We start from the raw sequence: 13981 nt of genomic DNA, 5'->3' as shown, positions 1-13981 counted from the left end.
GGTTTTTTGTTTTTTCGTAAACTTTTAGTTTGTTCTTTTTTTGAATTTTGCTGTTCCTTCCGGAATATCCTGCACTGTTCTGAATCCTATATAACTTCTCGCAGAATCTTTCATTTCATAATCTCTTGCTCCGGTCATCAAAAGATATCCTACATCTTTCCAGGATCCTCCTCTTACCGTTTTTCTTGGCTCTTTGTAAGCCTGATTCGACAAGTATGGATTTAAAGTAGAGGCAAACTGATAAGTTGAGTTGTTGTAAGGAGATTCGGTCCACTCCGAAACGTTTCCTGCCATATCAAACAAACCAAATCCATTTTTAGGGAATTTTTTTACCGGTGCGGTATAGGTGTAAGTCCCTTTCTTTTCATCCTCAATGTAATTACCACGTTTCGGTTTAAAGTTCGCTAAATAGCAACCTCTGTCATCCTGCAAATAAGGTCCGCCCCAAGGATAAGTTGCATTTTCTTTACCTCCTCTTGCAGCATATTCCCATTCTGCTTCAGTAGGAAGACGGAATGCCATTGGTTTTTGTTTTTTCTTTTTCAGAGATTCGTTGTAATCTGATTTTAATTTAGATTTAAAATTACAGTAAGCTCTTGCCTGATCCCATGTTACTCCTACAACAGGATAACTTTTATAGGCAGTGTGCCAAAAATATCCATCATAAAGCGGTTCGTTATAAGCATAATTAAAATCCTTGATCCAAACCGTAGTATCGGGATAAACCGCAATACTTTCTTTCTTTAAATATTTTGTACCTCTTGATTTGTCTTTAACAGCAGATTCAATATCTTCCCAGTTATAAGCGTAAAGTAATTTTCTGGTATCTAAAATTCTTTCATTATTGATTCTCTGAGCAGGCGGAATGTACATCGTTTCAAGTACTTCAGCATATTGTGCGTCCGGGTAATCGGAAGTTTTCCAACGGAGCGGAACTGACCAGTCTAATTTTTTAGATTCGTCATATCCTTCTCTTCCACCCTGAGATTCCATGAATTCCTGATAAGCATTTTTTGTATCACCGGCTTTTTTCGATGCATAGGCAAAATCTCCTATGGATGCTCCATTTCCAGTAGAACCACCATCTCCTGCAGCTTCCGCCAATAATGAACGGGCAACAGAATCTCTTACATAATTAATAAAAACCCTGTATTCTGCATTGGTAATCTCTGTTTCATCCATAAAAAATGATGAAACTGTAACGGTTTTCAAGTTTGCTTTTTCAGGAGTATTGGTGAAATCCTGGTCGGCTAAACCCATAACATATGAACCTGCAGGAATGGAAACCATTCCGTAAGGTCTTTGAGCAACGAAGGATTTTGATTTACCTTTAGGTACTAATTCTCCTTTTTGTCCGGGCTTTCCTGCTGATGATCCTCCTCCTTTAGAACAAGAGATTATGACAGACGCTGATAATAATATAAGAAATATTCTTTTCATGCTATTTTTTGAAATTAAGCGGTAAATATATAATTTTTTGGAAAAACAATTGCGTTTTTTTTTGCAAAACGTAAAATTGCTTGGATTATTTTATATGAATTAACATTTCTTTTATTCGACAGTTACTGATTTTGCCAGATTTCTAGGCTGATCTACATTTGCACCCCTATAAACTGCTATATAATAAGCTAAAAGCTGCAAAGGTACAGATGCGATTATCGGAGAGAAACATTCTGAGGTTTCCGGAAATTCAATTACATAATCTGCCATTGAGGAAACCTGTGTATCACCCTTGTTAACCAACGCAATTACTTTTCCTTTCCGAGCTTTAATTTCCTGAACGTTACTTACAATTTTATCATAATGTCCCTGCTTAGGAGCAATGATAACAATCGGCATATTTTCATCGATAAGTGCAATCGGGCCGTGCTTCATTTCCGCAGCTGGATAACCTTCAGCGTGAATATATGAAATCTCTTTAAGCTTTAATGCTCCTTCCAACGCTGCCGGGAAATTATATCCTCTACCTAAATAAAGGAAATTCTGAGCGTCAACAAAGTTCTTAGCAATTTCTTTAGTAATTTCGTGGGTGGTTTCAAGAACCTCCTCCACTTTTTTCGGAAGTGCATCCAGTTCTGTAATTAATCGCATGAATTCCTGATTACTCAAATGGCCTCTGTGCTTGCCTAATTTCAATGCAATTAGAGAAAGAATGGTAAGCTGCGCAGTAAATGCTTTTGTAGAAGCCACTCCAATTTCAGGACCTGCGTGGGTATAAGACCCTGCATCCGTTATTCTTGCAATTGAGGAATCCACTACATTACAAATCCCGTAAATGAAAGCTCCTTTTTCTCTAGCCATTTTTATTGCAGCCATGGTATCAGCAGTTTCACCTGACTGTGAAATTGCGATTACCACATCTTTTTCCGTAATAATAGGATTTCTGTAACGGAATTCCGAAGCGTATTCAACTTCTACGGGGATTCTTGCAAATTCTTCAATGAGATATTCACCAATTAGTCCGGCGTGCCAAGAAGTTCCGCACGCAATAATCGTAATTTTCTGTGCCTGGCTGATTCTGTCCAGATGATCCCAGATTCCAGCCATTTTGATAATACCTTCTTCAACCAGCAATCTGCCTCTCAGTGTATCGTGGATTGATTTTGGCTGTTCGAAAATTTCTTTAAGCATAAAGTGCTCGTAGCCTCCTTTTTCAATCTGCTCAAGACTTAACTTCAGCTCCTGAATTTCAGCAATTATCTTTTCGTTATCTTTAATATTTCTGATATCAACTCCGTTTTCAAGTGAAATCGTTGCCATGTGACCTTCCTCAAGATAAACCGCCTCTTTGGTAAATTCAACAAAAGGAGACGCGTCAGAAGCAATGAAATATTCTTTATCACCAAGACCAATAGCAAGCGGCGAACCTAATCTTGCTACTACCAGCAATCCTGGAAAATCTTCATGCATCACAGTTATTGCATACGCGCCATACACTTCATTCAGTGCAAAACGTACTGCTGCAGGGAAATCTATTTCAGCATTGGTATCCATAAAAAACTGAATGAGATTTACCAAAACTTCGGTATCGGTTTCCGAATGAAAAGTGAAACCCTTTTCTGTAAGCATAATTTTTATGGTATCATAATTTTCAATGATTCCATTATGCACCAAAGCAATTTTACCGTTGTTCGAAATATGCGGGTGTGAGTTTCTGTCACTCGGCACACCATGTGTTGCCCATCTGGTATGTCCCATTCCTACATGAGCTTTACCTATAAGATTTTCAGAAATAGCAACTAAATCGTCAACCTTACCTTTTGTTTTGGATACATCAAAATGCATATTACCATTTTCTAAAACGATTCCTGCACTATCGTAACCCCGGTATTCTAATCTCCGAAGACCATTAATTACTACTTCATATGCATCCTGAAAACCAGTATATCCTACAATACCACACATATATTACTTATTTTTTAATTCTTAAAAATTTATTTTTTTCCGTACGTCAAAATTAATTTTGCGCTTTTGCTGATATTATTGGGGTCGGTGCCTACAAAGACAGCCCTGTTCGGAGTGTATGCCCTGGTATTATAATCTTGTGAGTTTTTTATATTGAGTGCACCCAAAAGATTACCAGCTGCATCAGTGGTATAACTGCCTACATTAAGAATGAAATCCTTGGCAATAGCTTCTTTTTCAATAATGTTTTTGAAAGTCTGAGTAATGCCAATATCGTAATGTGCTTCACTTTTATCTAAATCGTAAGCTTTAACCAGGCTGTAAACTCCTGTATTTGCCAAAGTGCTCATATCTTCAAGGTAGGTATTTAAATCCTTTTGTTTTACGACAAAATAAGAGGGCTTTTGATATTTATTATCCCACGTACTCTGGTCAGTATAAAGTCTCAGCTTAGCGGAAATAATACCTATCTTTTTTGTTTGAAACATGTTTTTTATAGTTGCAATGGTAGCTTCAGGAATTTTAAGACCAATTCCTGGTCCTCCCATTCCTTGTGCATAAATTTTTGGAACTCCTGTAACGGCATCCTGCCCCTGTGGTGTAAGCGCAATAGCTGATGGAGTTCCTGCCCGATTATTGGTAATTTGGCTGAAATGAGCATTTGATGACCCCATATCCAGTGAATAAACCGCCGGCTCCCGTGTTGTTGTTCCATTTTCCACCTTATCCTTTTTATAGTACAGATTAACAGTAACTGTATTTGGATCAAAACTGAATATATATCCGTCATTTTCCAACACAGAAATCTGCAGACCTTTAAAATATCTGATAAACGACGCAGCATCTGATAATTCCGGAGATGATCCCTTCTTAATTATCTTATTCTGCATAAATGTACTGTCCATAGGTATTCTAAGAGAGACATCTCTTACAAATAATTCGCTGTTATCTGAATCTTTAGTGATTTTGATAGAATTAATCGTCCCGTCAAAAACTTTAGATCCGATTACATTACCCACGGCAACATTTCTGTCAGACATAATTGAGTCAGCAGCAGACCCAAGAAATTCATTTACTTCATGTACTTTAATATTGAATATCGTTTTTCCGTTAATCTTTGTTCTACCGTATTTACTGACAGGATAATTGGTCACAACTTTCTTCGCAGCAACCGCTCCAACAGGATAGATATAATCTTCAACAGTAGTTGTAGTAGCAGAATCTGTAGGATAAATCGGTTTGATTACCAGAACCGCAGAATCCAAAACCGGGTTAGTCCCAAAATCCGGACTGTAACTTGACAAACGTACCTGTGAAACGTACGCAGATTTCTGTAGTCCAAACTGAGGCTCATTAAATGCACCCAAAGTTGCACTCTGAAGTCTCGCAGCATCCGATCTTACAGCTTCACCATTATTTACATTATAGGCAATCACAGTATAGGCTGTATCAGTACCTTTAGCACCATCCTGAAAAAACTGAGAACCCAGTTGATCTGCATCGGGCTCACAATTCCATAAAATTAAACTTCCAATTACCAGTGTTGCAGTAATATTGAATAATTTTTTAATATTTTTTATCATTAAATTTAAATTGATTAGTATAACGTTTCGATTGATTGAGCATCTAAATATTCTGATTTTGCAGTTTTGGTTTTATCAAAAGCCTGATCCAGTTCGTCTTGCAGAAATTCGTCACCTTTCACTACCATGTCCACCAAATCCATGCTTTCGATGACAAACTGCTGAAAACTCGGTTTCTTAAACGCTTTAAGTGAATTAATATTGTCGAAATTCATTTTTTCTTCTATAGAAGTAGAAAGCGGCGCATCTTCTTCATTATAAACAGAAAGAACTATTTTAGTGTCATTAAAATAAGAATCGGTTTTATAGAATGTTTTCAGATAAATGGGAATGAAAGAAGCCATCCAGCCATTAAGGTGAATCACATCGGGCACCCAGTTTAGTTTTTTAATGGTTTCGATAACACCTCTGGCAAAAAAGATTGCCCGTTCATCATTATCCTCGAAAGGCTTTCCGTCGTCATCAGTGTAAAACTGTTTTCTCTTGAAATACTCTTCGTTATCGATAAAATAAACCTGCAGCCTTTCTCCAGGCAGGGAAGCAACTTTAATAATCAGTGGCTGATCAAGGTCGTTGATAATAATATTCATCCCTGAAAGACGAATGACCTCGTGAAGCTGAAATTTCCGTTCGCTGATCTGGCCAAATCTTGGCATAAATACCCGTACGTCATTACCTTCCTGGTGCATTTTGAGAGCCATTTTACTCACCATTGTCGCCATATTGTTATCTTCCTGGTAAGGAAACATCTCCGTGGTGACATATAATATTTTTTGGTTCGGCATAAATTCTATCGTTCTTCTTATTAATAAAGCAGAATATTCTGCTTCGCAAAATTACAAAATTTTAAGCGAATATTTTTTAATTAATAAATTTTAATAATTATATTTAAAATTACCCGATTTAATGCGAAATAATTTTCTTCACGAGGTCTTTTTTTTGAGGAAATTCTTATTTTTACACGGATAATTATAAACCATGGAAATTTTTAAAAACAAAAAAACTTTGCTCGATTTTATCGAACGACAGAAAGAAATGGGCAAAAGAATAGGATTTGCTCCAACAATGGGTGCCCTTCACCAAGGCCATATTTCCCTTTATGAAGCTGCAAGAAAAGAAAACGATCTTGTAATTTCATCCATTTTCGTGAATCCTACCCAATTCAATAATCCGGCTGATTTAGAAAAGTATCCGAGAAATATTGACAAGGATATCAAAACCTTAGAACAATCAGGGTTTGTTGACGCAGTTTACATCCCCGAGGTTTCCGATATTTATCCTGAAGGCCTTAAAAGCAAAGAATATGATTTCGACGGTCTGGAAAATGAAATGGAAGGAAAATTCCGCCCCGGACACTTCAATGGCGTTGGAACTGTGGTGGAGGAACTCTTTAGACAGGTAAAACCTGATAATGCCTATTTCGGTGACAAAGATTATCAGCAGCTGGCTATTATTAAGAAATTAACTGAAAAATTAGCGCTTCCCATCAAAATCCACGGTGTTGCGATACACCGCGAAGCAAGCGGACTGGCAATGAGCTCCAGAAACCAAAGACTGAGCACCACAGAAAAAGAGGCCGCTAAAATCATCCACGAAACTTTAGTCAAAGTAAATGACTGGTTCAGAGTGATCTCCATTCCCGAGATCAATAAACGGGTACAGGATATATTTGATGAACAGCGCGGAATGAAACTGGAGTATTTCGAAATTTCTGATGAAGCTACCTTAAAAGAAACAGATTTTTTCTACAAGGGCAGAAACTTCCGGGCTTTCATCGTAGTCTTCGTTGGTGACGTAAGGCTGATTGACAATATGCATTTGGATTAAATCCGCCTAAAAACGTCAAAAGTCTTCCTAACAAGAAGACTTTTGAGCACCAAATCACAAAATATTAATATGAAAAAAATTTACCCCGAAAGGTAAATTTGTGACCCGGCTGGGATTCGAACCCAGGACCCATACATTAAAAGTGTATTGCTCTACCAGCTGAGCTACCGAGTCGGTTTTTAAAATAATAAGCAATTTAAAAGATGCTTATTGCTGATGCTTTGTGCCTGCGACTGGACTCGAACCAGCACATCCTTAGGAAACCACCCCCTCAAGATGGCGTGTCTACCAATTTCACCACGCAGGCTAAAAAAAACCGTAAGGTTACGGAACTTTTTAAGCTTGTGACCCGGCTGGGATTCGAACCCAGGACCCATACATTAAAAGTGTATTGCTCTACCAGCTGAGCTACCGAGTCGGTCACCTTTAAAACAAACAATTAAAAAAGATTATTTAATAATTATTCTCTGTTTTTAAGTGGTGCAAAGATAGGCCTTTTTTTAAAATCTCAAAATTTTTTTGGTAATTTGTACAAAATTAAAACATGATAATTTCACTGGTAGGATACATGGGTAGTGGTAAATCACACATTTCCAAAGTTTTGAGCAATAAAATAAAATTTAAATTAATTGACCTTGACCGGCAAATTTCTTTGAAAAACAAAATGACTATCCCCGAAATCTTTGAAAAAAGAGGCGAAATCTATTTCCGCAAACAGGAAAATGAGATTTTGAAAGAAGTTTTATCCTCTTCCGAAGACTGTATCTTGAGCGTTGGTGGTGGAACGCCGGCTTACTTCAACAATATGGAAATTATCAATCAACACTCGGAAAGTATTTTTTTGAGGACTTCTGTAACCAATCTTACTGAGAGAATTCTGAAACAAAAAGACAAGAGACCCTTAGTTGTAAATATTGCTGAAGAGGATTTACCTGAATTTATCGCGAAACACCTGTTCGAAAGAAACATTTACTATTCACAAGCGAAATTCACCATTGATACAGACGGAAAAGAACCTGAGCAGATTGTAGATGAAATCCTGACACTTATTTAATCTTCCTTGTTTTCATCCACATCACTGAAGAATAAATCCCAGTCTCCATCTTCCATGTCAGTGCTGTTATCACCTTCTATATAATCATCCATATCCCTGCGGTCTTTTTTCGTAGGCCGGCCTTCTCCTTTGATTCGGTAATAATCCTGGGCAAGCTTGCGCTGTTTTAAAATTTCATGCTGTTCTTTATCAGTCTTATCTTCAATATGTAGAGGGACCAGCTTTGCTCCTATCCTACTCTTTGGGATTTGTAAGACTTTTATCTGATAGTCAATCTGGTTCTTCCTGATCTTAATAAGATCACCGGGATTTACTTCTTTTGAAGATTTTACGGTTTGGCTACCTACAGAAACTCTGTTTTTCTTTATTTCATCGGCGGCGATGCTTCTTGTCTTATAAAAACGGACACACCATAAAAATTTATCAATTCTCATATTTTATTTATACTTTTGCTGGATTAAAAATTTTTAGCAATTTAATGATAATATTAAAAATGAAAAAAACATACTTATTTCTGGCTTTAGCTTCTATTGCCCTCGTGTCATGTAGAAAGGACGATGCTGTTGATACCGTAGAAGAAGTAAGCATTGAAACACAGAACAGTTATGACGACCAGGCTGCACAAAATTTTCTTGATACCCATTATCTGGATGCAAAAGGAAATATTAAGGATTTTGTCGCCACCGATACAGTGAATGTAAAATTAGCAGACCTTAGTCCGGTAACTTTACCTTCAGGGGTAATTTACATTGCAAGACCTGGCGCGCAGCCTAACCCGGGCACAGTGATCGCTCAGTATGACAACATTCGGCTGATGACCAATACCATAACTTACGTGGCAACCAATACCGATAATAAGGTATCTTTTTCCTCGCCTTCTGTATTTAGAAACACCATTTCAGGTACTGGCGTACCGGAAGCGGATCCTGCCTATTATTACGTAAAAAAATCAGTTAGAGATGCTGCAACAAGTGATATTGCAAAGCAGAGTAGCTATTATGAAATTGAAGGTTTTCAGGAAGCCCTTAAAAAATTCAAAGCATTTGATATTCCTGACGAAAGCAACTACAATTTGCAGGGTGTAATTATTGTTCCTTCCAGAGCTGCTTTTGCGAGAGATGCCCATTTCAATTACACGGGGATTTCTTTCAGAAACAGAAGTTTTGTTTTCAATTTTCAGGTATATAAAAGCACTTTTTCTGCTGAACCGAGATAAATTCTCTATAAAGATTTAAAAATATAAAAGTTCCTCTTTTGAGGAACTTTTTTTGTAGTTTATTTAAACACTCTTAATTTATTCATAAATCTGCCTTAAAACCGCTAATGAATTTGGAGTGTAAAATCCAGAAAAATGAAGATGGTAATAGATCATCAGCGAATCTAAAAAAGAATTTCTAACTTTCCTCTTTAGTTGAATTTCATAAATATTTTGGGTGGTTAAATACGTCTTCCAGATGCTGGAGATTTCTTCAGTAAAAAAAGGATGTGCTATTTCCTGGGTAAAATTTCCGGATTCTGGATTTAAATATTTTTCATCCTTAAATAGCGGTGCAACGCCTGAAATTATCAAAAACTGAAAGATTAATGAAATATATCCATCGTAATTATTTGAAGCAATTTCCTCTCTGAAAGATTCTATTTCTTTAAAAGCACGGGCATTCTGATGCTCTACTCTTAAGATTTGATACAAAAAATCCGCTGTAAAAAACAGAATCGAATTAATCCTGACATCATCAAAATCATAAAATCCGGGCGCCAATTCTAATCTCGAAACCGTAGAAATTCCCCTTTGATTATTGGTTTTTGATACCGTAATATTCAGCAGATTAAGTGGAAACAGATATGGTTTCTTTTTATTTTTTGATGAATAGATTCCTTTTGCAAAAAAACTCTGATAACCTGCCTCTGCTGAAAAACAGTGAAGAACAGCATCGTTGTCTCCGTATTTCACATAAGAAAGCAAAAAGCATGTCTGATTATGCATTAATTCACTACAGCGATTTTTGCCGTTGCTTTATCGGTTCCGTCAGCATTGGTCATCAGTACAAAATAAATTCCGGAAGCCACACGAACACCGCGATGATTATTAAGATTCCATTCGTAATAACCGCCTCTTGAAACGGCCTGGTGAACCAAATTTCCGGCTGCATCGGTGATTCTGATATTTGTCTTCTCCGCCAATCCTCTGATGCTTACATTTCCTTTAAACTTGGAATAAACTACCGGATTGGGATAAACCAATACATCACCGAAATTCTCAGATACATTAAGCACGTCACCTTGGTAAACCATAACTCCGTCAAGTGTTACAAAATATACTTTACCGGTAACATTATCTACTTTAATATCGGTAACGTTATCGTTTGGAAGAGGGGAATTTGCTTTGGTAAAATGTTTAAGAGTCTGTTCGCCATTTGAACTTAAGTAAAAAACACCACCGTCATCAATCGATATCCATTTCTGGTTTCCGGCATCGACCTCGATCTGCAAAATATGACTGTCGCGAAAAAGTTCTTCACCTAAACCATTCTCTTCAATGATAATTGGACTGGCCTGCGGATTATCTTCAGTTAGAATAGCAGAAGGGTTACTGATGATTCGGAGACCAATCCTGGTTCCGATCCAAATGTCATCATTCTTATCTATAATTGCCGAAACCACCCCATCTGCGGGAAGGTTATTACCCTTTCTAAGAATTTTAAAACGGTCATCTGACGTAGAAGAAGGCGTATTTTTATAATCATAGATTAGTAAACCTCCACTGGAAAAGAAGGGAGCTGGAATAAAGATAATTCCATCTTTTACAAATGGCTTTTGAACAAGCCCAGCCGAGGTAGAAGAAACCTGACCAAACTGATCCGAAGCCGGAATATAATGGTAAAAACCAATCTGTCCGCTAGTGCCGTTTGCACTCCATTGTGAAACAAAAAGCTGATTATTTTCATCAAAAGTAAGGCCTACTACCCTGTTGTAAGCGCCACCCAAGTTTGCATAAATTTTAGCAAACTGATCATTATCCATACGATAAATACCTTTGCTGCCGTCATAACCAGTATAGTTAGTAAAGAAAATCTCGCTTGGTTTAGATGGATTTATCACCGCATCTAATACATTATAGGGAACGCTGGTGTTCCGGAATAAGTCGGGATAGATCCACTTAGTTCCATCAAAATGGTAATAACCAAAATTCCTAATGATCGCATCATTATAAGCATCTCGTCCTCCAGTCGAAATCACAATCTGACTTCCCCGAAGATCAATCTTATAAGAAGTATTATTATACGGTCCGTCCGGTTTCAGTAAATCGCCCGCTTCATTCTTCATTCCTGAAACTTTCGATCCTGCGTAAACCTGAGAATTTGAATAAAAACCGGTGTTTAACTGTTCTCCCGCATCATATGATTTTACAAATGTTCCGGAAGTGGTGAAAACTGAAACGGTGGTATTATCTGCAACGATGATGTTTTGGGAAGTCACCACGACATCCTGAATATTAGAAAAACTTCCTGGGAGACTGGTAAATGTATTCCCGTCACCGAATTTCACTGCAGTTCCGCTCGCATAAGCGACAACACTCCCAGTAGCAATCTGACTGAAACTACCCGTCGCGACCGTAGTCCAGGTAGAGTATATTGGAAAGGTAACGTTCATTTCGTGCGATTTTAAACCTGTTGCAGTAACCGCGTAAACAAAATTGTCTTTAATGACCGCCTCTTTAGCTGCTTCATAAATTCCGCCGTTCAGAAAAAATGAAGAATCTGCAAACTCTTTCCTGTCCAGCTTAAATACCGAAACACCATAACCCACCGAAATCACCGCAAGATTTCCCGTAATTGAAATGTGATTGATTTTTTTATCACCGCTATAACCTGTAGCAATAGGAATATCAACAATATAAGTAATTCCGTCCGGCGTAATCACGTCCATTGAACCGTTTTTATAGCCTACCAAACCAATTTTGGTTTCCGGATTATAATCGAATGCCGAAATTTTCACCTCGTGTAAACCGTTTGCTTTCGAAAGCTTTTTAAGCTCGCCGGAAGCTGGAGTATAAAAGAATATTCCGTTTTCTGTAGCAGCGATAAGTTTCCCGCTGTCTTCCCGAATCGCCAAAACATTATTATACGAAAACAAATCGGTCCATTTACTGGAAGAAATAACCTGCGCAGTACTACATAAAGAGAATGCAAGGAATAGAAACGGTAATATTTTTTTCATGTGTTTATTTGTGTTCTTAATGGTCAATAAAATGATTTGAGATACTAATATATCACAAATTCATTGATTATTTATTTTTTAAACCAAAATGCTTTCATCGATAACCTGGTTATTCCAGGAAATATTTTTAACATTTTTATTTTTGTCGAAGTAAAAATCAAGTTTTCCAAGAAGCAGTCCGGCCCAGCCAACGTGGTTGACCAAGACATTCTTCCCTTTTCGGTTGGTGAATGACTGAGGTTCCGGTAAAAAAGTGTGAGTATGTCCGCCCAAAATCAAATCAATTCCGTCGGTTTGTGCAGCCAGAATTTTATCAGAAATTTTCTTCGGATCATCCTTGTAATCGTAACCGATGTGCGAAAGACAGATTACAAGATCACATTTTTTATCGTTTCTTAAAAACTCGGCATAATGCTGCGCAACTTCAATTGGGTTTTGATAAACCGTTTCGCCGTAACTTTTTTTACCTACCAATCCGGCAAGCTCAATTCCTACTCCGAAAATACCGACTTTAATTCCGTTTTTATTGAAAACTTTATACGGAGTCGTCTGACCGTCAAGAATTGTATTTTTAAAATCGTAATTCGAGCAGATGAAAGGAAATTTCGCGTTCGGCAACACTTTTTTGAACCCTTCCAAACCATTGTCAAAATCGTGATTTCCCATTGTGGATGCATCGTAGCCCATCATCGACATCAGTTTAAATTCCAGTTCTCCGCCAAAAAAATTAAAGTAAGGCGTTCCCTGGAAAATATCGCCGGAATCCAAAAGAAGAACATTATTTTCCTCCTTTCGGATCTTCTGAATTAAAGCCGCTCTTCTTGCAAAACCGCCCTGGTTGGGATTACGCGTATAACTGGAGTCGAAAGGTTCGATTCTGCTGTGCTGATCGTTCGTATGAAGAATGGTAAGTTTATGCCCGGAATTTAAATCCAAAGATTTAAAATTTTCTGCTAAAAGAAGATTCGGTGCCAAAGTCATCGCTAAAGTTCCACCGCCTATTGTTTTTAAAAACTGCTTTCTATTCATCAGTTTTAACTTTTTTATTTTTAAAATTTAGTCTTACATCTTTCGGAGCTGTAATTTCCGGATTTGCCTTGAATTTTTCAATGAACAAATCGCGCAGCTTAATTCCGGTGGCAATAACTTCCCCTTTCCCGAAAAACGCCATATTATCTCCTCCCAAAGCCAAATAATCTGAAGTCGCAATATAATACATTTTATTGGAATCTATTTTCTGTCCGTTTACCAATGCATTGGTAATCACACCATTGTCGGTTTCAATCACCAAGTGAGAAACCGGATTGTTTTTCTGGGTTTTCAGATAATAATCGAAAAGTCCCTGAAGATCTGCTCCTTTCATTTTTACGATCATCACCTCATTTTCGAAAGGCATTACTTCGTAGATATGTTTCGTAAGAATATCACCCTTTCCAATAGTAGTTCGTATTCCGCCGATATTAATTACTGCGCCGTCAACACCGTTAGCAATGCCGTTTTTTTTCGCCCATTGGTCTGCACCTTCGAAAGTGTAATCAGCTAGAAGATTTCCTAAATTACTGTTGTCGCCCTGCTTTGTGAGATCAACGGCAGTATGGGAAATTTTGGTATTCATTTTCCCTTCTACTTCTTTTTTGTAAGGCTCGATAACGTTTGTAAAATTTTGGTCCTCCTCTAAATCTTTGGAGATCGAAATATTTTTCTCGGGCTTTATTTGAGTAATATTCAGCGGCGTTTTACATGACGTTAAAGACAAAACTGCCAAACCGAGAATGAAAAATTTTCTGTTCATTGAGATAAAATCTTGAGTTGCAAATATAAAGATATGAATATAAACTAATGATTTTTTTTCACAAATTCTTGCATAATATTTTGTAATTTTGAAACATTAATA

The 13981-nt window shown here is 37.3% G+C and carries 12 protein-coding genes and 3 tRNA genes; 3 read left to right on the top strand and 12 right to left on the bottom strand.

Going from position 1 to position 13981, the window contains the following annotated elements:
- Positions 1–24: 24 nt before the first annotated feature.
- The 4 genes from porK to KSK37_RS07395 all read right to left on the bottom strand — a co-directional run bounded on the left by porK (position 25) and on the right by KSK37_RS07395 (position 5773).
- Positions 25–1440 (bottom strand): T9SS ring complex lipoprotein PorK/GldK, encoded by a 1416-nt coding sequence (porK, locus tag KSK37_RS07410; protein WP_088359771.1) that lies wholly within the window; start codon positions 1438–1440, stop codon positions 25–27.
- Between the two features lie 111 nt (positions 1441–1551).
- On the bottom strand, positions 1552–3405 hold the full coding sequence (gene glmS / locus KSK37_RS07405; protein WP_217200503.1) for a glutamine--fructose-6-phosphate transaminase (isomerizing): 1854 nt from the start codon (positions 3403–3405) through the stop codon (positions 1552–1554).
- 29 nt (positions 3406–3434) lie between these two features.
- Complete coding sequence (locus KSK37_RS07400; RefSeq protein WP_217200501.1) at positions 3435–4988, bottom strand: DUF4270 family protein; 1554 nt, start codon at positions 4986–4988, stop codon at positions 3435–3437.
- 14 nt (positions 4989–5002) lie between these two features.
- The gene (locus KSK37_RS07395) at positions 5003–5773 is read right to left on the bottom strand and encodes a glycogen/starch synthase (protein WP_088359768.1); all 771 of its coding nucleotides are present in this window, start codon (positions 5771–5773) and stop codon (positions 5003–5005) included.
- A 193-nt stretch (positions 5774–5966) separates the two neighbouring features.
- On the opposite strand from KSK37_RS07395, the gene panC reads away from it, so the two are divergent.
- The gene (gene panC / locus KSK37_RS07390; protein WP_088359767.1) at positions 5967–6815 is read left to right on the top strand and encodes a pantoate--beta-alanine ligase; all 849 of its coding nucleotides are present in this window, start codon (positions 5967–5969) and stop codon (positions 6813–6815) included.
- 101 nt (positions 6816–6916) lie between these two features.
- Here panC and KSK37_RS07385 read toward each other — a convergent pair.
- The 3 genes from KSK37_RS07385 to KSK37_RS07375 form a co-directional block, all read right to left on the bottom strand.
- A tRNA-Lys gene (locus KSK37_RS07385) sits at positions 6917–6989 on the bottom strand.
- 50 nt (positions 6990–7039) lie between these two features.
- Positions 7040–7122, bottom strand: a tRNA-Leu gene (locus tag KSK37_RS07380).
- A gap of 38 nt (positions 7123–7160) precedes the next feature.
- Positions 7161–7233 (bottom strand) — tRNA-Lys (locus tag KSK37_RS07375).
- 126 nt (positions 7234–7359) lie between these two features.
- On the opposite strand from KSK37_RS07375, the gene KSK37_RS07370 reads away from it, so the two are divergent.
- Positions 7360–7869, top strand: coding sequence for a shikimate kinase (locus KSK37_RS07370; protein ID WP_217200499.1), 510 nt, complete (start codon positions 7360–7362; stop codon positions 7867–7869).
- Here KSK37_RS07370 and KSK37_RS07365 read toward each other — a convergent pair.
- A complete protein-coding gene (locus tag KSK37_RS07365; RefSeq protein ID WP_088359765.1) occupies positions 7866–8303 on the bottom strand; it encodes an RNA-binding S4 domain-containing protein in 438 nt (145 codons plus the stop codon). The genes KSK37_RS07370 and KSK37_RS07365 overlap by 4 nt on opposite strands.
- A gap of 59 nt (positions 8304–8362) precedes the next feature.
- Between KSK37_RS07365 and KSK37_RS07360 the strand changes: the two genes are divergently transcribed.
- Complete coding sequence (locus tag KSK37_RS07360; RefSeq protein WP_217200497.1) at positions 8363–9085, top strand: hypothetical protein; 723 nt, start codon at positions 8363–8365, stop codon at positions 9083–9085.
- A 78-nt stretch (positions 9086–9163) separates the two neighbouring features.
- Here KSK37_RS07360 and recO read toward each other — a convergent pair whose 3' ends face one another.
- The 4 genes from recO to KSK37_RS07340 form a co-directional block, all read right to left on the bottom strand.
- Positions 9164–9853 carry a DNA repair protein RecO gene (recO, locus tag KSK37_RS07355; protein WP_217200496.1) on the bottom strand — a complete coding sequence of 230 codons (690 nt, stop codon included), beginning with the start codon at positions 9851–9853 and terminating at the stop codon, positions 9164–9166.
- Complete coding sequence (gene porZ, locus KSK37_RS07350) at positions 9853–12087, bottom strand: type IX secretion system anionic LPS delivery protein PorZ (protein ID WP_217200494.1); 2235 nt, start codon at positions 12085–12087, stop codon at positions 9853–9855. Before porZ ends, recO begins: the two co-directional genes overlap by 1 nt.
- 78 nt (positions 12088–12165) lie before the next feature.
- The gene (locus KSK37_RS07345) at positions 12166–13116 is read right to left on the bottom strand and encodes a bifunctional metallophosphatase/5'-nucleotidase (protein ID WP_217200492.1); all 951 of its coding nucleotides are present in this window, start codon (positions 13114–13116) and stop codon (positions 12166–12168) included.
- Positions 13109–13879, bottom strand: a complete 771-nt coding sequence (locus KSK37_RS07340) for a 5'-nucleotidase C-terminal domain-containing protein (protein WP_217200489.1) — start codon at positions 13877–13879, stop codon at positions 13109–13111. Before KSK37_RS07340 ends, KSK37_RS07345 begins: the two co-directional genes overlap by 8 nt.
- Positions 13880–13981 lie beyond the last annotated feature (102 nt).

It is taken from the genome of Kaistella soli (genome assembly GCF_019038595.1).
GTDB classification, from domain to species: Bacteria; Bacteroidota; Bacteroidia; order Flavobacteriales; family Weeksellaceae; genus Kaistella; species Kaistella soli.
This window is presented reverse-complemented; position numbering and strand designations above follow the sequence as displayed.